At 35.1% G+C, this 23,082-nt stretch carries 28 protein-coding genes, 1 pseudogene and 2 riboswitches; of the genes and pseudogenes, 12 read left to right on the top strand and 17 right to left on the bottom strand.

The window, feature by feature from the left end; translation table 11 throughout:
* Positions 1-7: 7 nt before the first annotated feature.
* Positions 8-1,684: an oligo-1,6-glucosidase gene (gene malL / locus FOT98_RS03500; RefSeq protein ID WP_063260484.1), complete on the bottom strand. Its 1,677-nt coding sequence runs from the start codon at positions 1,682-1,684 to the stop codon at positions 8-10.
* A 260-nt stretch (positions 1,685-1,944) separates the two neighbouring features.
* Between malL and FOT98_RS03505 the strand changes: the two genes are divergently transcribed.
* Entirely contained in the window at positions 1,945-3,045 is a 1,101-nt protein-coding gene (locus FOT98_RS03505; protein ID WP_071721308.1) for an ABC transporter ATP-binding protein, read from the top strand.
* A 65-nt stretch (positions 3,046-3,110) separates the two neighbouring features.
* Here FOT98_RS03505 and FOT98_RS03510 read toward each other — a convergent pair whose 3' ends face one another.
* From FOT98_RS03510 to FOT98_RS03520, 3 genes are all read right to left on the bottom strand, one after another.
* Complete coding sequence (locus FOT98_RS03510; protein WP_000218416.1) at positions 3,111-3,620, bottom strand: SDR family NAD(P)-dependent oxidoreductase; 510 nt, start codon at positions 3,618-3,620, stop codon at positions 3,111-3,113.
* Between the two features lie 64 nt (positions 3,621-3,684).
* Positions 3,685-3,783 (bottom strand): hypothetical protein, encoded by a 99-nt coding sequence (locus FOT98_RS03515; RefSeq protein ID WP_063263319.1) that lies wholly within the window; start codon positions 3,781-3,783, stop codon positions 3,685-3,687.
* Between the two features lie 332 nt (positions 3,784-4,115).
* Entirely contained in the window at positions 4,116-4,571 is a 456-nt protein-coding gene (locus FOT98_RS03520; RefSeq protein ID WP_063263320.1) for an RDD family protein, read from the bottom strand.
* Positions 4,572-4,702: 131 nt separating this feature from the next.
* Here FOT98_RS03520 and FOT98_RS03525 point away from each other — a divergent pair, with 131 nt between their 5' ends.
* Positions 4,703-5,134, top strand: coding sequence for a DUF3997 domain-containing protein (locus FOT98_RS03525; protein ID WP_000758776.1), 432 nt, complete (start codon positions 4,703-4,705; stop codon positions 5,132-5,134).
* 46 nt (positions 5,135-5,180) lie between these two features.
* Here the strand turns inward: FOT98_RS03525 and FOT98_RS03530 are convergent, their stop codons facing one another.
* Together FOT98_RS03530 and FOT98_RS03535 are read right to left on the bottom strand one after the other, a co-directional pair.
* Positions 5,181-5,945 carry a hypothetical protein gene (locus FOT98_RS03530; protein ID WP_063263321.1) on the bottom strand — a complete coding sequence of 255 codons (765 nt, stop codon included), beginning with the start codon at positions 5,943-5,945 and terminating at the stop codon, positions 5,181-5,183.
* Between the two features lie 36 nt (positions 5,946-5,981).
* On the bottom strand, positions 5,982-6,710 hold the full coding sequence (locus FOT98_RS03535; RefSeq protein ID WP_063263322.1) for a DUF4184 family protein: 729 nt from the start codon (positions 6,708-6,710) through the stop codon (positions 5,982-5,984).
* 148 nt (positions 6,711-6,858) lie between these two features.
* On the opposite strand from FOT98_RS03535, the gene FOT98_RS03540 reads away from it, so the two are divergent.
* Positions 6,859-7,128 (top strand): hypothetical protein, encoded by a 270-nt coding sequence (locus FOT98_RS03540; protein WP_063263323.1) that lies wholly within the window; start codon positions 6,859-6,861, stop codon positions 7,126-7,128.
* 10 nt (positions 7,129-7,138) lie between these two features.
* Complete coding sequence (locus tag FOT98_RS03545; RefSeq protein ID WP_061680447.1) at positions 7,139-7,891, top strand: AAA family ATPase; 753 nt, start codon at positions 7,139-7,141, stop codon at positions 7,889-7,891.
* A gap of 28 nt (positions 7,892-7,919) precedes the next feature.
* Here FOT98_RS03545 and FOT98_RS03550 read toward each other — a convergent pair whose 3' ends face one another.
* The 3 genes from FOT98_RS03550 to FOT98_RS03560 all read right to left on the bottom strand — a co-directional run bounded on the left by FOT98_RS03550 (position 7,920) and on the right by FOT98_RS03560 (position 10,088).
* Complete coding sequence (locus tag FOT98_RS03550; RefSeq protein ID WP_063263324.1) at positions 7,920-9,095, bottom strand: acetyl-CoA C-acetyltransferase; 1,176 nt, start codon at positions 9,093-9,095, stop codon at positions 7,920-7,922.
* A 139-nt stretch (positions 9,096-9,234) separates the two neighbouring features.
* Complete coding sequence (locus tag FOT98_RS03555; RefSeq protein WP_063263325.1) at positions 9,235-9,684, bottom strand: NUDIX hydrolase; 450 nt, start codon at positions 9,682-9,684, stop codon at positions 9,235-9,237.
* Between the two features lie 110 nt (positions 9,685-9,794).
* Positions 9,795-10,088: a DUF3928 family protein gene (locus tag FOT98_RS03560; RefSeq protein WP_063263326.1), complete on the bottom strand. Its 294-nt coding sequence runs from the start codon at positions 10,086-10,088 to the stop codon at positions 9,795-9,797.
* A 160-nt stretch (positions 10,089-10,248) separates the two neighbouring features.
* Between FOT98_RS03560 and FOT98_RS03565 the strand changes: the two genes are divergently transcribed.
* Positions 10,249-10,866, top strand: coding sequence for an ImmA/IrrE family metallo-endopeptidase (locus FOT98_RS03565; protein WP_061680444.1), 618 nt, complete (start codon positions 10,249-10,251; stop codon positions 10,864-10,866).
* Positions 10,867-10,881: 15 nt separating this feature from the next.
* Here FOT98_RS03565 and FOT98_RS03570 read toward each other — a convergent pair.
* The 4 genes and pseudogenes from FOT98_RS03570 to FOT98_RS03585 form a co-directional block, all read right to left on the bottom strand.
* Positions 10,882-11,174, bottom strand: a pseudogene (locus FOT98_RS03570) (DNA-binding protein).
* 52 nt (positions 11,175-11,226) lie between these two features.
* Positions 11,227-11,988: a DUF1129 domain-containing protein gene (locus FOT98_RS03575; RefSeq protein WP_063263327.1), complete on the bottom strand. Its 762-nt coding sequence runs from the start codon at positions 11,986-11,988 to the stop codon at positions 11,227-11,229.
* 13 nt (positions 11,989-12,001) lie between these two features.
* Positions 12,002-12,769 carry a DUF1129 domain-containing protein gene (locus FOT98_RS03580; protein ID WP_063263328.1) on the bottom strand — a complete coding sequence of 256 codons (768 nt, stop codon included), beginning with the start codon at positions 12,767-12,769 and terminating at the stop codon, positions 12,002-12,004.
* Complete coding sequence (locus FOT98_RS03585) at positions 12,769-13,101, bottom strand: PadR family transcriptional regulator (protein ID WP_063263329.1); 333 nt, start codon at positions 13,099-13,101, stop codon at positions 12,769-12,771. The genes FOT98_RS03580 and FOT98_RS03585 overlap by 1 nt, the downstream gene beginning before the upstream one ends.
* Positions 13,102-13,296: 195 nt before the next feature.
* Between FOT98_RS03585 and FOT98_RS03590 the strand changes: the two genes are divergently transcribed.
* Positions 13,297-14,073 (top strand): 3-hydroxybutyrate dehydrogenase, encoded by a 777-nt coding sequence (locus FOT98_RS03590; protein WP_063263330.1) that lies wholly within the window; start codon positions 13,297-13,299, stop codon positions 14,071-14,073.
* Between the two features lie 178 nt (positions 14,074-14,251).
* Here the strand turns inward: FOT98_RS03590 and FOT98_RS03595 are convergent, their stop codons facing one another.
* The 4 genes from FOT98_RS03595 to FOT98_RS03610 form a co-directional block, all read right to left on the bottom strand.
* Positions 14,252-14,389: a YvrJ family protein gene (locus FOT98_RS03595; protein WP_000393345.1), complete on the bottom strand. Its 138-nt coding sequence runs from the start codon at positions 14,387-14,389 to the stop codon at positions 14,252-14,254.
* A gap of 218 nt (positions 14,390-14,607) precedes the next feature.
* Entirely contained in the window at positions 14,608-15,669 is a 1,062-nt protein-coding gene (gene mtnA / locus FOT98_RS03600; RefSeq protein WP_063260910.1) for an S-methyl-5-thioribose-1-phosphate isomerase, read from the bottom strand.
* Positions 15,666-16,847 (bottom strand): S-methyl-5-thioribose kinase, encoded by a 1,182-nt coding sequence (gene mtnK / locus FOT98_RS03605; RefSeq protein ID WP_063260909.1) that lies wholly within the window; start codon positions 16,845-16,847, stop codon positions 15,666-15,668. The genes mtnA and mtnK overlap by 4 nt, the downstream gene beginning before the upstream one ends.
* A gap of 88 nt (positions 16,848-16,935) precedes the next feature.
* Positions 16,936-17,078, bottom strand: a riboswitch (SAM riboswitch).
* A 71-nt stretch (positions 17,079-17,149) separates the two neighbouring features.
* A complete protein-coding gene (locus FOT98_RS03610; RefSeq protein WP_063260916.1) occupies positions 17,150-18,013 on the bottom strand; it encodes a carbon-nitrogen family hydrolase in 864 nt (287 codons plus the stop codon).
* Between the two features lie 14 nt (positions 18,014-18,027).
* On the opposite strand from FOT98_RS03610, the gene FOT98_RS03615 reads away from it, so the two are divergent.
* From FOT98_RS03615 to FOT98_RS03640, 6 genes are all read left to right on the top strand, one after another.
* Positions 18,028-19,206 (top strand): pyridoxal phosphate-dependent aminotransferase, encoded by a 1,179-nt coding sequence (locus tag FOT98_RS03615; RefSeq protein WP_063260908.1) that lies wholly within the window; start codon positions 18,028-18,030, stop codon positions 19,204-19,206.
* A 64-nt stretch (positions 19,207-19,270) separates the two neighbouring features.
* Positions 19,271-19,376: riboswitch (SAM riboswitch) on the top strand.
* 64 nt (positions 19,377-19,440) lie between these two features.
* Positions 19,441-20,685 (top strand): 2,3-diketo-5-methylthiopentyl-1-phosphate enolase, encoded by a 1,245-nt coding sequence (mtnW, locus tag FOT98_RS03620; protein WP_063260907.1) that lies wholly within the window; start codon positions 19,441-19,443, stop codon positions 20,683-20,685.
* Positions 20,682-21,341: a 2-hydroxy-3-keto-5-methylthiopentenyl-1-phosphate phosphatase gene (locus FOT98_RS03625; RefSeq protein WP_063260906.1), complete on the top strand. Its 660-nt coding sequence runs from the start codon at positions 20,682-20,684 to the stop codon at positions 21,339-21,341. The genes mtnW and FOT98_RS03625 overlap by 4 nt, the downstream gene beginning before the upstream one ends.
* Entirely contained in the window at positions 21,338-21,976 is a 639-nt protein-coding gene (locus FOT98_RS03630) for a methylthioribulose 1-phosphate dehydratase (protein ID WP_063260905.1), read from the top strand. Before FOT98_RS03625 ends, FOT98_RS03630 begins: the two co-directional genes overlap by 4 nt.
* Positions 21,954-22,466 carry a 1,2-dihydroxy-3-keto-5-methylthiopentene dioxygenase gene (locus FOT98_RS03635; RefSeq protein ID WP_063260904.1) on the top strand — a complete coding sequence of 171 codons (513 nt, stop codon included), beginning with the start codon at positions 21,954-21,956 and terminating at the stop codon, positions 22,464-22,466. Before FOT98_RS03630 ends, FOT98_RS03635 begins: the two co-directional genes overlap by 23 nt.
* Before the next feature lie 306 nt (positions 22,467-22,772).
* Entirely contained in the window at positions 22,773-23,048 is a 276-nt protein-coding gene (locus tag FOT98_RS03640; protein ID WP_000054671.1) for a hypothetical protein, read from the top strand.
* The last annotated feature ends 34 nt before the right edge of the window (positions 23,049-23,082 follow it).

Here is a 23,082-nt window from a genome sequence, read left to right on the forward strand (position 1 = left end):
CTTTTTCTTATTTCAATTTAAATACCATCGCTTCATACGGACGTAATGTCATGTTATCTATCGATCCATTCTCTACGTCGTAATTATGTATGAATAACTCTGCTTCACTATACTTAATGTCCTCAGGCAATTCAAATACACATTCTTCCGCCGTAAAGTTTGCAATGACAAGAAGTTTTTCTTCTCCATATGTTCTTACGTATGCAAAAATAGAAGGGTTATTCTCTAATATTAAATCATATGATCCATACACAATAATCTCATTATTTTTACGTAACTCAATTAATTTTTTATAGTAATAATAAATTGAATCTTTATTTTGGATCGCTTGTTTCACATTGATTTCTTTATAGTTAGGGTTTACCGTAATCCAAGGCTCACCTGTTGTGAATCCAGCATGATTCTGATTGTCCCACTGCATCGGTGTTCTAGCATTATCTCGGCCTTTTATATAAATAGACTGCATCACTTTTTCTATATCTTCACCGCGCTCTATCACTTTTTCCTTATACATATTTAATGTTTCAATATCTCGATATTCATCAATCGATTCAAATCGAACGTTTGTCATTCCGATTTCTTCTCCTTGATAAATATACGGTGTTCCTTTCATCATATGAAGCACCGTCGCTAACATTTTCGCAGATTCAATGCGATACATTCCATCATTACCAAAGCGAGATACAACGCGAGGCTGATCATGGTTATTCCAATACAGGCTATTCCATCCAGTATGCTCTAATGCTTTTTGCCATTTCGTTAAATTCTCTTTTAAAGTAAGGAGTGAACATGGTTTTACATCCCATTTCCCGCCTTCTCCTGAATCTAAATCCATATGTTCAAATTGGAATACCATCTGCAGTTCTTTTCGTTCTTCCCCAGTATACATTTTCGCCTCTTCTGTCGTTACACCAGGCATTTCACCAACCGTCATAATATCATAATGAGACAATACTTCTTCATTCATTTCATGTAAATATTTATGAATGTTTGGGCCATTCATAAAATGCTTATGGCCTGAAACATACCCCTCTTCTTCTGTTTCTACAGCTGGTAAACCCTCTTCTTTAGAAATAAAATTAATAACATCCATACGAAAGCCATCAATTCCTTTTTCTAACCAAAACTTCATCATTTCATAAACATCTTGTCTTACCTTTTCATTATCCCAATTTAGATCCGGCTGTTTTTTAGAAAACAGATGTAAATAATATTCATCTGTCATTTCATCATACTTCCATGCTGATCCACTAAAAGCTGCGCCCCAGTTGTTCGGCTCTTTTCCTTCTTTTCCAGGACGCCATATATAGTAATCTCTATATTTATTATCTTTTGATTTACGTGACTCAATAAACCAATTATGTTCGTCAGAAGTATGGTTAACAACTAAGTCCATCATAAGTTTCATATTACGTTCATGCATTTCATGTAGTAGCTCATCCCAATCTTCCATCGTTCCGAACTCATTCATAATTTTACAATAATCACTTATATCATAACCATTATCATCATTTGGAGATTCATAGACCGGCGATAACCAAATGACATCAATCCCTAATTCTTTTAAGTAATCTAGCTTTGAAATAATACCACGAAGATCTCCAATACCATCACCGTTACTATCCATAAAGCTACGAGGATAAATTTGATATACTACACTTTCTTTCCACCATTGTTTTTCCATTATGCTACCCCATTTCATTAATAATTCGATTTTCTTTTTTAAGGCGCAAACGTTTTCATTAATGAATGATAACAGATTCTATCTTAATTTAAAATAGCGCTTACAACTTTTGTTCTTATTTTTCTAAGAAAACATATGAAAAGTACTAATATTCCTCCAATAAATGAAAACGTTTTATTTTTTTGTTTATTTTTTAAATCTATTAGTTTATAATGAACTCAAAGAAAACGTTTGCATAATTATTTCTAGGGGGAAATACCATGGCAGAACTGAAATTAGAAAACATTTATAAAATATATGATAATAACGTAACGGCTGTAACAGACTTCAATTTACACATTCAAGATAAAGAGTTTATCGTATTTGTCGGTCCTTCTGGATGCGGAAAATCTACAACATTACGAATGGTGGCTGGGCTTGAAGATATTTCAAAAGGAGAGTTTTCAATTGATGGTAAGCTAATGAATGATGTCCCTCCAAAAGATCGCGATATCGCAATGGTCTTCCAAAACTATGCTCTATATCCACATATGAGTGTGTATGATAATATGGCATTTGGATTAAAACTTAGAAAAATACCAAAAGATGAAATCGATCGTCGTGTGAAAGATGCAGCAAAAATTTTAGGACTGGAACAATATTTAGATAGAAAACCGAAAGCATTATCTGGTGGACAACGTCAACGTGTTGCGTTAGGTAGAGCAATTGTTCGAGACGCGAAAGTTTTCTTAATGGATGAGCCTTTATCCAACTTAGACGCTAAATTACGTGTTGCAATGCGCTCAGAAATTTCTAAATTACACCATCGTCTTGGAACGACAACAATTTACGTAACACATGATCAAACAGAAGCAATGACAATGGCTTCACGCCTTGTTGTTATGAAAGACGGAAAGATTCAACAAATCGGAACTCCAAAAGAAGTATATGAAACACCTGAAAATATCTTCGTTGGTGGATTTATCGGCTCTCCAGCGATGAATTTCTTCCGTGGTAAATTAACTGAAAACGATTTCGTTATAGACAATACAATAAAGGTCAAAGTATCTGAAGGAAAAATGAAGATGTTACGTGAACAAGGCTATGTGAATAAGGAAATTGTTTTAGGCATTCGCCCTGAAGACATTCATGATGAACTCTTATTTTTAGAAGCTTCTCAATCTACTACTTTCAAAACAAAAATCGAAGTTGCTGAGTTACTTGGTGCTGAATCTATTTTATATATGAAACTTGGAGATCAAGATTTTGCAGCACGTGTTGATGCAAGACATACATTTTCACCTGGTGACGAAATTAAACTAGCATTTGATATGAATAAAGCGCATTTCTTTGATAGTCAAACGGAACAACGTATCCGTTAAAAATAATTTTTCCCTATATAACATACAAAAAAACCGTCCACATATTTTGAGGGCGGTTTTCATTATTATACGAGGGCTTCTACTGTATGAAATGATTGTCCTTTCGTGCCAATAATACCGAAAATCGGTAAGTCACTCAGCACCACTTCTTCTTGCTGTTTCATAAAAGATGACGTTAATTGTTTTATCTCTATCCAAACGTCATTAATACAAAGTACATTGGAATCGTTCTCTTGTTGGCGAGAAAAAATAGAATCTATTTTATATAAACCAGCATTTTGAAAAAGCATATCAATGCGACTGAATGCATTCAAAGTAATACTGATAACGCGTTGCCAATCTCCTTGCTTTTCCATATCATAGGATACAAAAAGGGCTTCTCCGCCTAGATTCGTAATTTCCTCCACTGTTGCTTGTCCACTTTCTTGATCAATGTCCGTCACAATTACTTTTGCGCCTTGTTTAGCCAACAAAAGAGCTGTATTACGTCCAATACCGATGCCACCGCCAGTTACGATAGCAACTTTTCCTGCAAGCTTCATTTTCATTACCCCTTCTATAAGTCTTACCGTTATTCAGTATACTGCTTTATGAGATTAGTCTGCAAGCAAGAAAAGTTGCTTATTTGTTTGTAAGCGATTACTTTTTTGTTCCTTCTTTTTTCTTACTATTACGCTGATCAAAAACTAAACCGATGAAAATTAAAATCCCCCAAAAGATTACGCTACCTCCAGTCATTTCAATTTCCCCCTTATTATATAAAGATATTATTTTAATTATTATAACATTTTCTTAATTTTCAATCTATTAAAACCAAAAATGATATGGATTAACTTTTTCTTATTATATATCCTTTAAAATATATTTGAATAATAAAGTGAAACTTTAATCAGTGGGGGTTTTCTTCACCCACCACTGATTATCAGCCCTCACCAATCGGACTTTTATGGACAGTTGATCCCCACCTAACTTCTTTGCTTTCGCTGAATTTTGAGATGGGGGCTTACTGTCCATTAAAGCGAGATAAAAAAAGACCCTCTTATTTTAAGTATAAAAAGGTCTCTGTTTTATTATACAAGACTTATCACTTTTGTTTTTGTAATTAAATCTTGAAAACCACAATTATCTTTGCGGAATAACATCATATATACGTTACATAATATCGGAATTCCAAGTAGCAATATGTTCGGTAATAACAATACAAAAAATCTTATAATTAATGTTTGTATTGTTAATTTTTCACTCTTCAATGAAATTAATTTTATTCTCGTTACCTTTTTACCAAGTGTAACACCGTTCCAAATAAAGGGTACCAAAATAAAATATATCGCCATTAATATAAAAACTACTGCGAGATCATATCTATAATCACCAAAACTAATATTAAAGCGATTAAAAATAGCACTATAATTTCCGGTCATAATAGCTACTACTGCGCCATACATAACCGAGATTAAAAACATGTCAATTAGGGAAGCACCTATGCGATTCATTACAAGCGCTGGACGATGCATCTTTAACTTCATTTTATGTCGACTCCTTCATATCCTTCTTTACCCGTCTCATCGTACCACTTCTAAAAAACATTGTAAACTAGCGTTTCTCTTACTTTTCTTGTACAATGTGTTACAACAGCATTATAAAGGAGGTTCCCATATTGAAAAAATGGATAATCCTATTCGTCGCATTCCTATTAGCCGGTTGTGCTGGAAATACAAATCATATAACTTATACGATTAACGATGAATACGAACTCATACGTACTTCTGGAAATGCATTTGAACTTTTCCCATCGCAAGATGCTGTATATGCCACACAATACATTCCTGCAAAACTTACAGACATAGCTTGGGATGATAAATACATTATTGCAAAACAAATTGAGGAAAAATCAGATCCGAATAACCCTGACGGGGCAATTGCAAATAAAAAAAGTGAGCATTATTGGATTATCGACGTAAAGCATAATAAACGGTTTGGCCCCTATAATGAAAAGCAATTTAATGAACAAAAAGATGCGTTTAAAATTAAGGTACCTTTTCAAAGTGTAGATTCATACATAAAAGAACAGAAAAAACAGTCAGCATAGTTGTTTAAGCGCTGACTGTTTTTTCTTACATATTTTTAAAACACTCTTACTCAGAAAGTGAGATGTTAAAAGTTTGTGGCTCTTTTACAACATCTTGCGTTTCTGTATCTGCTGCGATTACATTATCTGTTGTAAACTTAATATCCTTTACCTTTTCTTTTCCATCATCAAGTATTAAGCCGATAATACCATCTCTTGTTTCACCAGGCTTATAGTCTTCTCTTGATACATTTTTTGTACCAACGAGCGTATCTTCATCATATAAAAAGTTTTGAGTTGCTACTTTAAAATGTTGCTTATCATTAATCGTAACATCATTCATAGAGAAAAATTGCATATTTTTATTCCCGCTATTTTCCACCTTATATGTAATTTCAACGTAACGAATCGTATCACTAATCTCAGTACCACTGATCGATGCATATAACTCCGCATCTTCTTGACTTACTTTATCTCCTAATCTACGCTTTACTTCTTCAGGAGTTAATGCCGTATATACTTTTAATGTATTTTTTGCATCTTTACTCATCTGCGATAAAGAGATTACTTTCACATCTTGTACGTGAATTTTCATTGGTGCTACTTCAAATGTTTGATTCACAGGATGAATCTGTTCTAATTTAAAAGTACCCCATCCTGTTTCTTTCACTTTTTGTCCTACTTTTTTCAGCTCACGCCCACCATATTCTTTTGTTTCAGGAATAGATTCTTTCTTCTTCGGTTCAGCTTTCTTTTCTTCTTGATGGAAGCAACCACTTAACATAAGAAGAAAACTACATAAAACAAAAATACTTTTCCATGCTTTCATCATATAATTTCTCCTAACACTATCATTCAGTAATGTAAATTAGTCCCTTGCTTTGTAAACTATAGAAACAATGAGAAGTCCACAAAATGAACTTGTCAGTCCAGATACTATTATACCTCCTATTTGGAAAATATGAAAATAGGGATCTATAAACGCGTGAACGATAAATACTAGAGCTGCGACATTGATTGACGAAACCCAATACTTCCTTTTTTCTGAAGCTATCATAATATCTTTCCCTGTTTCATCTTTATACTTCCATAGTACGTATAATAGTAATAATAAACCTACACATGTACTTCCATGTTGCATGTATTTATACACTGGAATACTATGTAATTCTCTTTGTAACAATGCTATTTTCATAACGAAGTAGCCTGTATGATGAGTAAACGCATCCCAAACGACATGCGTGAGCATACCAAATAAAGCGGAATAGCAAAATACAAAGAAATCCTTCCATGTATGAAGCCCCCACCTCTCATCTACTGCATATGTATAGTAGCCAGCAAACGGTTTAGGTAAATGTGTTATAAACGGCTTTTTTAAAATGTAATGATATATGTATGCGAGTAAAAATACAAGAGGTAAATTTAAATATAAGAACCCAAGCCATGTATGGCCAATAACACCATACGGTCTAAAGTGTAAAAAATATTCAAAATCAGGCGCCATACTCCCTAATATAAGAGCCGTTACTGAAATATATTGAGAACGCTTTTTCACCAAAGGAAGAATTGCTGCTGGATGTGCAAATGTAAACGGCATGTTTTAACTCCTTTTCAAATCTTCAATAGGATACCATCTATCATAACGAGAGAATTGATCTTGATGCAATATTTATTTTCACATTGGAATATGGTAGTTTACATGTTATAATCCACATGAAATATTCAGAAAATAAGGAGGGGTTCACGTGTCATTAACACTTGTCTTTTTTCTCATTCTGCTTATCTTCTTTGTACTTACATACATCGGCTTTTTTCTGTGGAAGCACTTAAAAATTATAAAATATATGCCTGCTCTCGTTGGTTTTATAAGCGTTCTTTTTATTTTCATATGGAAGAGAATGACTTTCGGCTGGGAAGGTCTTGGCTTTGGCGCACTTCAATATACAATACTATTTGCAAGTTGTCTTACCCTTGTATTTGCTACTTTTTTAGAATCAAAATCCGTTATGAATTGAGGTTTATATATTGATTGACGTACCCTTTTTAAAAAATGTCACATTAAAAAAAGAAAATATCTCTAGTTTTTCTGCATATCCTTACTGTCTACCCGCTATCCGAACATTACAATCTCTAGCTTTCCACCCAAATGTAACATTCATTATTGGAGAAAACGGAACGGGTAAATCAACATTACTCGAAGCGATTGCAATCGCTTTAGGATTTAATGCAGAAGGTGGAACGAAAAATTTCCGCTTTAGCACAAACGATTCACATTCATCTTTACATGAATACCTTCGCATTTCCAAAAGTTTCAATACACCAAGTGATGGTTTCTTTCTTCGCGCTGAATCATTTTATAACGTTGCTTCTTATATTGATGAAATGGATGCCGATCCATACGCACGTGGAAATCCAGTTATTGACTCATATGGCGGCACCTCACTACACAACCAATCACACGGTGAATCATTTTTCTCCTTATTTATGCATCGTTTTTCAGGACAAGGTTTATACATTTTAGATGAGCCTGAGGCCGCTTTATCACCAATGAGACAACTTTCCATGCTCATTCGAATGCACGAACTAGCGGAACAAGGTTCACAATTTGTTATCGCGACGCATTCTCCTATTTTAATGGCTTACCCTGAATCCACTATATACTCTTTAACACAAGAAGGGATTCATGAATCCGCCTTAGAAGACACTGAGCATTACCAAACAACAAAACTTTTCTTTGAAAACCGTGATCGACTATTCCAGCATCTATTTGAATCGTAAAAAAGAAGCAGCAAGCGCTGCTTCTTTTTTATAGTGCTTCTATAAATAATGCTACCCCAATACCGCCGCCAACGCATAGAGAGGCAATTCCTTTTTCTAAACCACGTCTCTTCAATTCATGAATTAAACTTACCGTAATACGAGCTCCTGTACAACCGATTGGATGTCCAAGTCCTACACCACTACCGTTTACATTCACTTTTTCACGGTCTAAACCTAATTCTTTCTCTACAGCTAGGTATTGAGCCGCGAAAGCTTCATTAATTTCAAGTAAATCTGCATCTTCTAATGACCAATCTACTTTTTCTAATCCTTTACGAATTGCTGGTGCTGGTCCAATACCCATAATTTTCGGATCTACTCCAGCTACTGAATATCCAACAATTCTAACTAACGGTTGTAAGCCTTTTTCTTTCGCTTTTTCTTCGCTCATTAATACTAGAACCGCACTTCCATCATTCAGGCCAGATGCATTCCCTGCCGTTACTGATCCGTCTTTACGGAAAGCTGGTTTTAATCCTGCTAATTTTTCCGCTGTAATATCTGCACGTGGATGTTCATCCTTCGAAAATACTATTTCTTTTCTACGTTCTTTTATCGTAATAGGAACAATTTGATCGTCAAAGTATCCAGACTCAATTGCTTGCAGTGCCAATGTATGACTACGAAGCGCAACTTCATCTTGTTCCTCTCTTGTAATTTCATATTGGTCAACTAGATTTTCAGCTGTTTCACCCATCATAATATGGTGAATCGGATCTTCTAGTACTTCCCACACCGTATCACGAATTTCTCCGTGCTGTAGACGTTGTCCCCAGCGGTGCTGTTTTAATGCATAAGGGCTTGAACTCATTGCTTCTACTCCACCTGCAATAACAACATCACTTACACCTAATTGAATTTGCATTGCAGCTGACATAATTGCTTGCATACCTGAAGAACATTGGCGTTGGATTGTATAACCCGTAACTGTGTCAGGAAATCCTGCCGCTAATGCAGCTGTTCTTGCAGTATTTGCTTCATCAGTTCTTTGAATACAATGACCTAAAATTACTTCATCAACTTCGTGTGGTTCTACCCCGCCCCGTTTTACAGCTTCCTGAAGTACAGGAACCGCTAATTCTACTGGCGTTACATTTTTTAGCGCTCCTCCAAAAGTTCCAATTGGCGAACGAACTGCAGCTGTAATAACAACATTATGCATTTTGCACTTGCCCCTCTCTTATGTACCCTAGTCAGTTTTTAGGTGAAATTCCATAAGATGTATGTCTACATCTATCATACTATAAACATACTAAAAAATCAAAATATTTAATATAATAAAAATAGAAGGAATTAACCTTCTATTCTGTTAATGCATATAAAAATTTTTGTAAAATTTTCTCTGTCGTTTCATTCAATTTTGGTAACTTATCTACCTGAAAATATTGAAGCTTCAATCCCTCATGATCAAGCCTTAATTCTCCACTCACATGATGCCCCTGATACAGATGAATAACATTAAAAATTTCATCCCCATTAGGATAACGGAAATATACTTCTTTTCCTGATAAGACACCTAGAAATTGCATTATTTTTGCAGTTAATCCCGTCTCCTCGAATAATTCTCGGCGAGCAGTTTCTTCTGTCGTTTCTCCTAGTTCCATCGCACCGCCAGGTACACCCCAATCATATGTATCTGAACGATATTGAAGCAATACTTCTTGATTATCATTTAGTATAATTATTGCTGATCCAACGAGAATAAGTGGTCTTGTCCCAACGACTTTGCGTAACTCTTCAATATACCCCATTATGTAAACTCTCCTTTCCTCACCCTCCCTTATCATAACAAAATTTTTCTCCTTTTGTTGATGTAATTTCCAAGAAAAAAAAGGAAGCTTTCGCCTCCCTTTTTTCATCCTTATTTCTTAAAACTTTCATATTTTACAGCTTCAAAAGCTTCTTCAATTTCATCATTACGATAATGAACATATGTAAAACGTCCTAACTCTACTAATCTTGCTATTTCTTGTAACGCTTTATGTTGCTCATATGTTTCCTCCAGCTTAATATGTACATAAAACTTCATCAACGGATGTTCATATAAAGGTTCTCCCACCTCTACATATACATCTTCCACCCCTTGTACAACTCTTACATAACTTGCAAATTGATAAAAAGCTTCTCTGTCTGAAACGATTTTTAATGTATACATATATTCTCCCCCTTTTCTTTACTATATCAAAAAGATGATCACACTACGTTATAGAACTATGAAATTTTTTCGACTTGTAATAAACAAGGCGTTTATCCATACATCGGGTCTTTTCCTAACATATATTATAAGAAGAATTTTTTCAGTTGAGGTGTTCCTTATGGATCCATACGTCAATATATGTATTTGCATTACTCCAGGCGCCGATATTTCTGATGACCGTATCGCAAAAGATTTAGCAGTTGCAGAGTCAATTTGGCACCCGATTACATTTCAAATTAAAGACGTAATTATTTTAAATGAACTTTTTCGTTTTTCTGACCGTGAAATTAGTTATAAAAATTCTATTCAAAGTCAGGAAAAATTAGCATCCTTTTTCCAAACGTGTGTAAATGAAGCTCCTGAATGCGACCTTTACATTTGTTATATTGGCAGTGATTATTTCAAAGAAACAGCAGTAATTGCCTGCGCTTACTCTTTAGCAAAACAACAGCAACTTACTGGTTATATCGTTTTAACAAATTCGGCTGCTCCTATGAAAAATATATATACGCTCGCTCATGAAATCGGTCATATTTTATTTACAAGACGTATTCATGGAAAACTTACTCACGCAGATCCTCATTCCCCAACTGGCTCGGAGCATCATCCTTCTCCATCAAATCTTATGTATCCAATAGTCCCGCACCCTGAAAATGTCCATATTCAGTCCCTATTAACGAACGAACAAAAAACACTCTCTTTACAAAGTTCTTTATTACAAAGAAAAAAACAGTAACCGTCATGTTACTGTTTAAAACAACTTATTCCAATTAACAAACGAAAGTACGGCTGCAAAGGATACACTATACACCTAAACCGAATCCCTCTAAAAATCAAAATATAGTATTTCTTTGGAAATAATTTTTTGTATATCCAGAGCAGCCTTTTTCCTATTAAACCAAGGAACAAAACATAACCCGATGTGTCATCTAATAAAGTATCGAAATAATCATCGTGTACCTTTTTCGAAAAAGTAGTATACAGCCAAAAAATCGTTAAACCTAAAAATATAATAGACAATATAACTAGAAATATACTTTGTATGTTTGTTCCCCTCTTAATAAAAAAATTCAGTTCGTTCACTATTAATATAAAACTAACTTACAGTCTTTTTCTCCTCATTTTTCAAAGACCATCGCATTAATACATATAAACTTCCGTACAGAAGTAACGGCTCTAAGATTCCCCAATATGGGTTTTGCTTCCCTAATTCTTTAAATACAAACATAATTAATAGTGGTACGATAACAGCCAATATTCCAATCCACCCCAGTATGTACGCTTCCCCAATTAACAGTACTAACAAGATAAACCCAGCTAGTATATAACTTTGTATAGTCGTTAATTGTAATACAGGCGTCCCGTACCATTTATTCATAAACATTAATAATACTAGTAATAAGATTGGTAGCAAAGCTGCTACATAAATGATGCTAAATTCTTTTATTTTGCTCTTAAATGATGACATCTTAAAAGCAAATATAATTCCTACAATCGTAATCATTAAAACAATTGGATACCCAATCAACTGTACATTTGTTAATGTAAATTCATGATTAGGATTTTCGAATAATATATTAGTTAGTAGCCAATATCCACCAATACCAATAATCATTCCTAAAATACTCTTTATACTCCCGCCTTTATCCTTCTCCATCTCTTTCGCTAATTCTTCCGCATACTCTTTTGGTGAATCACCGAATATATCGCTTACCGTCTTTCCCTCTTTCTCGCCTTCTATTAAATGAAGTTCTGCATCTTCTAGAAAGGCGTCCACATCTTCTTCTTTCATTCCTTTTGTTATTAAATACACTTTCGTATCGATTAAAAACTTTTCTCCTTCTTTAGAAATCTGCATGATAACCCCTCCCTTATTTAACCGCTTCTCTTCTATTCGTCTTCAGCATAATTTCAAGGAAAATTAAAATAAACAAACTTCCGTATAAGCATATAATTTGAAATAACATTGGCATGAGATCTTCCGAAGTAAATGTTTTAAACAGTAACATAATTGAAAGTGGAATGATTAAATATAAGTTTTTAAACCATCCTTCAAAATATATATTTATTGCTATTGTAATAATAAAAATAGCTCCAGCTAATATATAACTTTGCGTTTGGGTGAATGTAAACATTTTTGTAGGATAGATCACATCTAATATCGTAACAACTCCTATTAAAAACATTGGCGCAATCATAACTAAAAACCACATAGAAAACCACGTTTTTGTAAAACTTGTTACGAAGGTCATTTTACGGAGTAGAAAATTAGGGCCCATAACAACTAAAATCAATGACAAACTATACCCCACGCACTGAATAATTGATATCTGTAACATTCCGTTATTCACTATTAAGATAGAAGCAATGATCCAAAACGATACGATATTCATTACTGTAAAACCAATTTGCTTCCACGTTTCCTGTCTATCCTTTTCCATTACTTTTACAAGTTCATTTGTATATTCTTTCGGTGAGTTTCCAAAAATATCTTCTACACTTTTCCCATCACTCTCACCCTCGATTAAATGAAGTTCTGCATCTTCTATAAAATTTTCAATATCGCTTTCTTTCACACCCTTTGCCACTAAAAATAATCTCATATCTAATAAAAACTTTCGTGCTTCATTTGATAGCATTATTTTTTGCTCCCCTTCCCCTCAAGTAGACGCTCTACACTACTTTGCATCGCTTCCCAGCGATCCATAAATTCATTAAGTGCTTCCTCGCCTTTTTCTGTTAATGTATAATATTTTCGCTTTGGGCCAGATGGGGATTCCTTCATTACACTTGTTATTAATCCTTCCTTTTGCATTCGTATTAATAACGGATAAATACTTCCCTCACTCGCCATTGTAAAGCCATACTTCGCTAGCTTTTCACTCATTTCATAACCGTATATTTCACCTTCAGAAATAATAGCAAGTAAGCATCCTTCTAAAATCCCTTTTAGCATTTGACTTGTCGACATAATTCAAATCCTCCCACTATCTTGTTTTACAAGATAGATAAGCGTAAGTATCTTGCTTTACAAAATAGTATAGCAGAGACTATTTTGCAAAACAAGATAGCTAACAATATTTTTCCAAATCTTTGCAGGAATTTTATTATCCGCCCTCTAAATAGAGCAATATGAGAACTTTATTACGAAGGGATGTTTTTCACCATGGTTACAAATCGTGTTGTCTTTTTAACAGGTGCTGCAAGTGGTATTGGTTATGAAATGGGAAACGCTTTTGCAAAAGAAGGTGCAAAAGTTGTGATTACCGATCGTCTTGAAGAACGTGCAAAAGAAGCTGCTGACCAATTACAAAAAGAAGGCTATCAAGCTATCGGTTTAAAATGTGATGTTACATCTGAAGAAGAAATTACAGCTGCAATTTCTCAAACGGTTAATCATTTCGGTTCATTACATATATTAATTAATAACGCAGGAATGCAGCACGTTTCACCAATTGAAGATTTTCCAACCGAAAAGTTTGAACAACTTATTAAAATTATGCAAATCGCTCCTTTTATCGCAATTAAGTATGCCTTCCCAATTATGAAAAAACAAAAGTATGGCCGAATTATTAATGTAGCCTCCATTAATGGCCTCGTTGGATTTGCAGGGAAATCAGCCTACAATAGCGCAAAACATGGCGTAATTGGATTAACAAAAGTCGCCGCTTTAGAAGGCGCTACTCACGGGATTACCGTTAATGCGCTTTGCCCTGGTTATGTGGATACCCCTCTTGTACGTAATCAACTACAAGATTTAGCGACTACACGAAATGTACCACTTGAAAATGTTTTAGAAGATGTTATTTATCCACTTGTACCACAAAAACGCTTATTGCAAGTACAAGAAATCGCTGATTATGCTATGTTTTTAGCGAGCGAAAAGGCGAAAGGTATAACTGGTCAAGCTGTCGTTATCGATGGTGGTTATACTGCTCAATAAAGTGAAACTTTAATCAGCCCTCACCAATCGGACTTTAATGGGCAGCCCGACCCCCACCTAACTTCTTTGCTTTCGCTGCATTTTGAGGTGGGGGTCTTACTGCCCATTAAAGCGGGATAAAAATAAAGTTTGCTCCCGAAGAGCAAACTTTATTTTACTTTCTATCGTGAGGACCTTCCTACTTTAGTAATTGTTTAGGGAGTTTCTCGATCGCAACAATTACCCCATCTAATTTGCTTTCAATACGATGAAGTAAATATAATGTTACAACAATTGGAAAACCTACATTACCTACCATCCTGATCCACTCTTCCATCTTTTCCGCCTCCTTCCACTATATAAATAAGAGAAAAGAAAACATTTAGGCATAAAGTGAAACTTTAATCAGTGGGTGTTTTGTTCATCCCCCACTGATTATTAGTTGAACCAATCGGGCTTTTACGGGCAGTTGACCCCCACCTAACTTCTTTGCTTCCGCTGAATTTTGAGGTGGAGGTCTTACTGCCCGTTAATGCGGGATAAAAAGACAAGCTATTATGTATTAGCTTGTCTTTCAAATAATGATGCAATTTCCTGTTCATAATCTCCTCGTATAATACCTTTCTCGGTAATAATACCTGTAATTAATTCATTCGGCGTTACGTCAAATGCAGGATTATAAACATCAGTTCCAATTGGCGCCACTTGTTTTCCAAAAATTTTCGTAACTTCTGTTTCATCTCTTTCTTCAATAACAATTTCACTACCTGTTTGTTTCGTAATATCAAATGTCGATAGCGGAGCTGCAACATAGAACGGGATATCAAAATATCTTGCTAATATAGCTAAATTCATTGTTCCAATTTTATTTGCTGTATCTCCATTTGCGACAATTCGGTCCGCTCCTACTATAATCGCGTTTATTTCTTTCGTTTGAATAGCATGAGCTGCCGTATTATCTGTAATAAGTGTTACATCAATATTTGCCTGTTTTAATTCCCAGGTTGTTAAACGCCCACCTTGTAAAACCGGTCTCGTTTCACACGCATACGCATGTAAACGTACACCTTTTTCTTTCCCAATATAAAACGGTGCTAATGCAGTACCATATCTAGCAGTTGCAATACTGCCAGCGTTACAAATTGTTAAAATGGTATCATCGTCTTTAAAACATGTTAATGCATGTTCTCCAATACTCCGGCATACGGCTTCATCTTCTTGCTGAATGAGAAGCGCTTCTTCTTCTAATTTTTTTTGTGCTTCTTTTATTGTAGTAATTTCTCGAATAGATTCTCTCATACGATCGATTGCCCAAAATAAATTGACTGCTGTTGGGCGTGACGTTCCTAAATAATTACAATCTCTATTAAACTTCTTTTGAAATTCTTCAATATGTACAGTGTTATATTTTTGGGATGCAAGCGCCAAACCAAATGCAGCTACAATTCCAATTGCAGGTGCCCCTCTTACTTCTAGCATGATAATACTTTTCCATACCTCTTCAATCGTCGTTAATGTTTTGTATTCTGTACTGTGTGGCAACTTTGTTTGATTTAATACTGCAATAGCATCCCCTTTCCAACTAACAGACCTCGGAATAGTAACAATTGTACTCATGCTTTTACCCCTCCAGAAACTGTCTGTTGGAATAGTGTTCGGAACAGTTGAATATCAGCGTTCTTAGATTCATATTTTATTAGTTCTTTACCTAAGGATAACGCTTGTTTCTTAGCTTGAATTCTCGTTTCTTTATTTGTTATTTCATCTAAATCAGCTACATGCGCTAAGCCAATCGTTCTACGGATAAGCTCACATCCAGCGAATCCAACGGCATCCGTAAAAATATTTTGCAAAATAATTGGCAACCATTGTTTCTCTTTCGTATATGCTTCTACACCTTCTCCAATCCATAACTTCGTAAAAGTTTCTACAAAATAACTCCATGTTTTTTCAATATGGAAAAATAGCACATTTCTTTTTGCCTCTTCACGTGATAACGCATTTAATAATAAATTTGCAATAAATTGCCCAAGATCGAATCCAAATGGACCATATGTTGCAAATTCTGGATCAATCACTTTCGTTTCAGAAGGTGATGAAAAAATACTTCCCGTATGTAAATCTCCATGAATAAGTGCTTCTTTTCTCGTTAAAAATTTATATTTATACTGTGCCACTTTTAATTTGACAGTTTTGTCACTCCATAGTTCATCTACAGCTAGCTGCAAATCTGGTTCATAATCATTCGTATCGTAATGGCCAAACGGATCTGTAAACACTAAATCTTCTGTAATTTTGCAAAGGTCTGGGTTTACAAATGCACCTTCTAGTACCCTTTTCTCTTCTGACTCTAACCCGAAATCTGAAGTATAAAACAACACATGTGCTAGAAAACGACCGATATGTTGGGATAAAAGTGGGTACTCCTCTCCATCTATAAATCCTTTTCTTGTAATTGTTAGTCTTGATAAATCTTCTATAACTGTTACCGCTAACTCTTCATCATGACTGTACACTACCGGCACATATTCCGGCACATACTTCGCAAAAATTTGTAATGCTTTACTTTCAATCGTCGCTCTTTTTATAGACAATGGCCAGCTCTCACCAACTACTTTCGCATATGGCAGTGCTTGTTTTATTATAATAGACTTCTCTCCATCATCTAATTTGAACACGTAATTTAAATTGCCATCTCCAATTTCATGACAAACTACATTTGCTTTCTTTTCAAAATAATCGTGTTCTTTCGCATATTGTATAGCTGTCGTTTCAGTTAATGAATAATATCCCATCGTCTTCTCCCCCTTTTTATTCAGAGGTTTTTCTAAAATAGAAAAACCTCTTTCCACAAAGAAAGAGGTTTGAAGTTTATCTTCTCCCCTCTTATCTGCCAGAAAGTTTTACTTTCTGCTGGAATTAGCACCGTGCCTTTTGGCGTAAATAAACGCCCCATTTCACAATGGTATTACGGTCGGTTGCTGGGCTTCATCGGGCCAAATCCCTCCACCTGCTCTTGATAAGAGTTGTATAATTTTTTGAATTTTTAACTTTATGTTGAAGACTATACCAAGAATAAAAATCACTTGTCAACATTTTATTTGTATAATTCTGGACGACGATCTGCAAAAACTGGAATTCCTTTGCGTACTTCTTTAATTTTCTCAAAATGAAGCTCTCCAAATAAAATTGATTCTTCTTCATTCGCTTCTACAACAACTTCACCCCAAGGATCGATAATTAAAGAATGACCCGCAAACTCATTATTCGGATCCTTTCCTGCCCTATTACATGCAACAACATAACACTGATTTTCAACTGCTCTTGCTTGCAATAGCAAACGCCAATGTGCTAAACGAACTAATGGCCATTCTGCTACAACAAATAGAACTTTTGCACCTTTAGCAGTATGAACACGCATCCACTCCGGAAAACGAATATCATAACAAATTGTACCAGCACACTCTATATTATCTAACTTAAATTCGCCTGTACTATTTCCAGCGATTAAATATTTATGTTCATCCATGAGCTGAAATAAGTGCACTTTGCTATATTCATTGACTAGCTGACCTTTATTAGTTACTACATACATTGTATTTGTAACACCTTGATCTGTTTGCTTCGCTATAGAGCCACCGACAATATGTACACCATATTGTTTCGACCACTCTTTCAGCTTTTCTTTCGTTTCTAATCCATCCCTATCTGCAATTTCAGAAAGCCTAGTTAAATCATATCCTGTTGTCCACAGTTCTGGTAAGACAATCACATCTGGTCTTTCTTTCATCGCTTCACTTATTTTATTTTTAGCATTTTCAATATTTTTTTCTACATCTCCAAAGACAATATCCATTTGAATACATGCGACTTTCATTTTGTCAGCCCCATTCTTAATTTTTTCTTTACAAAATACTGGAAAGATTATATCATTTGTCACTAGAATTGTAACAACTTTCAAAAGAGGTGGAAAGTATGAAATTATTTCAACCTTCTGAGATAGTAACATCATTGCCAACACAATTTTTCGCTTCACTTGTTGCAAAAGTTAACAAAGTCGTTGCAGCAGGTCACGATGTTATTAATCTAGGACAAGGTAATCCAGATCAACCAACACCGCAGCATATCGTAAAAGCTTTGCAAGACGCTGCTGAAAAGGCCATTCATCATAAATATCCGCCATTTCGTGGACATGAAAGTTTAAAAGAAGCTGTGGCAACATTCTATAATCGTGAATACGGCGTAGAATTAAATCCAAAAACAGAAGTTGCTATTTTGTTTGGCGGAAAGGCCGGATTAGTAGAATTACCAATTTGTTTTACAAACCCTGGCGATACCATTCTCGTTCCAGATCCAGGATATCCAGATTATTTATCGGGGGTTGCTTTAGCAAAAGCACATTTTGAAACAATGCCGCTACTTGCAGAAAATAATTTTTTACCAGATTATACGAAAATTGATGACACTATCGCTGAACGTGCAAAGTTAATGTTTTTAAATTATCCAAACAATCCTACTGGTGCTACTGCATCAAAAGATTTCTTTGATGAAACGATTCATTTTGCTAATGAACATAATATATTAGTCGTTCATGATTTTGCTTACGGTGCGATTGGATTCGATGGTCAAAAGCCTGTTAGTTTCTTGCAAGCAGACGGTGCTAAAGATACAGGTATTGAAATTTACACTTTATCAAAAACTTTCAATATGGCTGGATGGCGTATTGCTTTTGCTGTGGGAAATGCAAGTGTCATTGAAACAATTAACTTATTACAAGATCATATGTATGTTAGTATTTTTGGTGCAGTTCAAGATGCTGCCCGTGAAGCACTATTAAGTTCACAATCTTGCGTCGTAGACCTTGTAAATAGTTACGAATCTCGCAGAAACGCTCTTATTTCAGCTTGTCACTCAATTGGTTGGGATGTAGACATTCCAACAGGATCATTCTTTGCATGGCTTCCTGTACCAGAAGGTTATACATCTGAGCAATTTTCTGATATTTTACTAGAAAAAGCACACGTTGCAGTTGCCCCTGGTGTTGGATTTGGTGAACATGGCGAAGGGTATGTCCGTGTTGGTCTCTTACATACAGAAGATAGATTACGAGAAGCCATTAATCGAATTGATAAATTAAATTTTTTCAAAAAGTAATTGACAACACGAAAAATATCTGACAAAATTCAGTTATCTTAAAAATTTAAACATTTCTAAATACTTCTTATCAAGAGCAGGTGGAGGGACGAGCCCGACGAAACCCGGCAACCGATCTACAATTGTAGACACGGTGCTAATTCTCGCAGCGTTATGCTGACAGATAAGGAGCTGGTTGTAAAAAAACCTCTCCTTAGCTGAGAGGTTTTTTTATTTAACTAGGAGGTTTTAACAATGAGCGGAATTATAGCAACGTATTTAATCCATGATGATTCACATAATTTAGAAAAAAAGGCCGAGCAAATTGCACTCGGTTTAACAATTGGCTCTTGGACTCATTTGCCACACTTATTGCAAGAACAATTAAAACAGCATAAAGGCAACGTCATTCATGTTGAAGAATTAACTGAACACGAACATACCAATTTGTATTTACGTAAAAAGGTTAAACGCGGGATTATTAAAATTGAATATCCGTTATTAAACTTCAGTCCAGACTTACCAGCAATTTTAACAACTACATTCGGCAAGCTATCACTTGATGGCGAAGTGAAGTTAATTGACTTAACCTTTTCAGACGAGTTAAAAAAGTATTTCCCTGGTCCAAAGTTCGGTATAGATGGTATTCGAAATCTTTTACAAGTGCATGAACGTCCCCTTTTAATGAGCATTTTTAAAGGAATGATTGGACGAAATATTGGGTATTTAAAAACACAATTACGTGATCAAGCAATTGGTGGTGTAGATATCGTAAAGGATGATGAAATATTATTTGAGAATACATTAACACCACTTACGAAACGCATTGTATCTGGAAAAGAAGTTTTACAATCCGTATATGAAACATACGGCCATAAAACGCTATATGCCGTAAATTTAACAGGTCGAACTTTTGATTTAAAAGAAAATGCGAAACGCGCCGTACACGCTGGAGCTGACATTCTATTATTTAACGTATTTGCTTATGGACTAGATGTACTACAATCACTAGCAGAAGATGATGAAATCCCAGTTCCTATTATGGCACACCCTGCTGTAAGTGGCGCTTACTCAGCCTCCAAGTTATATGGCGTTTCATCTCCATTATTACTCGGAAAGCTATTACGTTATGCTGGGGCTGACTTTTCATTATTCCCATCTCCATACGGAAGTGTTGCACTAGAAAAAGAGGAAGCTCTTGCTATCTCAAAATATTTAACTGAAGATGATCCGTTTTTCAAGAAGAGTTTTTCTGTTCCGTCTGCTGGTATTCACCCTGGTTTCGTTCCCTTTATTTTACGAGATTTCGGTAAAGATGTTGTTATTAATGCTGGCGGCGGGATACATGGACATCCAAGCGGGGCGCAAGGCGGTGGTAAAGCTTTCCGTACTGCAATTGATGCTACTTTGCAAAATACACCACTCCATGAAGTGGATGATATAAATTTGCATAGTGCACTACAAATATGGGGAAACCCTTCTCATGGGGTGAAATTATGAATATTCAAGTATTTTGTGATTTCGATGGCACGATTACAAATAATGATAACATTATGTCCATTATGGAAAAATTTGCACCACCAGAAGCGGAAAAAGTAAAGAATAGAATTTTATCACAAGAGTTGTCTATTCAAGAAGGTGTTTCTCAATTATTTCAATTAATACCTACTAGTCTACACGATGATATGATTCAATTTTTAATAGAAACTGCTGAAATCCGTAGTGGCTTTCATGAATTTATACAATTTGTAAATGAAAATAACATTTCTTTTTACGTTATATCAGGTGGAATGGACTTCTTCGTCTACCCACTCTTACAAGAAATCATTCCAAAAGAGAAAATTTACTGTAATGAAACAGACTTTTCACGTGAATTCATTACCGTTAAGTGGCCTCATCCTTGTGATCACCATTGTCAAAATCATTGCGGATTATGCAAATCATCGTTAATCCGTAAATTAAGTGATTCGAATGACTTCCATATTGTGATTGGAGATTCAATTACTGATTTACAAGCTGCGAAACAAGTAGATAAAGTATTTGCTCGTGACTTCCTTATTACAAAGTGTGAAGAGAACCATATTGCTTATACACCGTTTGAAACATTTCACGATGTTCAAACTGAATTAAAACATTTGTTGGAGGTGAAATCATGAAACAACTTTTTCGTCAGTGGTATGACTTAAGCGAGATAAAAAAAGAGTTAACAATACGAAATTGGTTTCCAGCAACGAGTGGTAATATTTCTATAAAGGTTAGTCATGAGCCACTTACTTTTCTTATTACAGCAAGTGGTAAAGATAAAACAAAAACTACTCCAGATGATTTTCTATTAGTAGATCATCTGGGGGTTCCCGTATTAGAGACTGAATTACGCCCTTCAGCAGAAACAATATTACATACACATATTTATAACAATACGAATGCCGGGTGCGTACTTCATGTTCATACAACTGATAATAATGTCATCACAAATTTATATAGTGATGCAGTCACCCTTCAAAACCAAGAAATTATTAAAGCTCTCGATATTTGGGAAGAAGGCGCAACAATTCACATTCCTATTATCGAAAACCATGCCCATATCCCAACGCTTGGTGAAAACTTCCGCAAGCATATACAAGGAGATTCTGGAGCAGTATTAATCCGTAACCACGGTATTACCGTATGGGGCCGAGATAGCTTTGATACAAAGAAAAGATTAGAAGCTTATGAGTTTTTATTCCAATTTCATATAAAACTATTATCAATTCAAGGAGGCGTTTCTAATGGCGCAAATTCGTATTCATGAAGTAAATACTCGCATCGAAAATGAAGTGGAAGTATCTAAATTTCTACACGAGGAAGGTGTTTTATATGAGAGATGGAATATCGCTCATCTTCCTACTCATTTAAATGAAAATTATTCGTTAACAGATGAAAACAAAGCTGAAATATTAGCTGTGTTTTCAAAAGAAATCGCTGATGTTTCAGCGCGCCGAGGTTATAAAGCACATGATGTAATTTCCCTTTCAAATAGCACACCTAACCTTGACGAATTATTAATTAATTTCCAAAAAGAACACCATCATACTGATGATGAAGTTCGCTTTATTGTTAGTGGGCATGGCATCTTTGCCATTGAAGGAAAAGATGGGAAATTCTTTGACGTTGAACTTGAGCCAGGCGATCTTATATCTGTTCCTGAAAATGCAAGACATTATTTTACCTTGCAAGATGATCGTCAAGTTGTAGCTATTCGTATTTTTGTTACAACTGAAGGCTGGGTTCCAATTTATTAAGGTAGTTAGTTGAATAAAAGGACTTGGATCCCCTTTTCCAACCTTTTATTCACTCTACATATATACATCCTCCTATGGAACAGGCTTATTTCGAAAAATGAAATAAGCCTGATTTTTTATTTTCTCAAACATATGAGTCCTTCTATTTAAAAACAATCTCTCCTTCTATTTTTTAAGTGATTTTTTTAACACTTTTTGAACATTTGTTGAACTTTTTTTGAATTTTTTCTGAAAATTCTGTTTTGTATATGATATACTACAATTAACTAATAAGGAAAAGAATATCGCAAACAGAGGGGGATAATCATGAGTTTACTTATCGCACTTATACTAGGGGTTACGTGTGGAGCACTTCCTGTTATTCTAGGAGCTATTATGGAAGAGTTGGAAGTTGGTGTTTTAGGTTTTGTTGCATCTTGTGTAAGCGCTTTATTTTTTGGCTTATTCGGTGCTATTCCTGTTTCAATTCTGTGTGCATTTTATATAGTACGCCATGCTCGTGCAAAACAATTCGGTCCTAATCATATCGCACAAGTTATTCCATTCCCAATCGAACGATGCCGCCGAGCTTCTAGCTTATAATTATAAAATTAAAAATAAATAAAAGTCCTCAAAT

Origin of the sequence: Bacillus sp. HY001 (assembly GCF_007558965.1) — a bacterium.
Lineage (GTDB): Bacteria > Bacillota > Bacilli > Bacillales > Bacillaceae_G > Bacillus_A > Bacillus_A mobilis.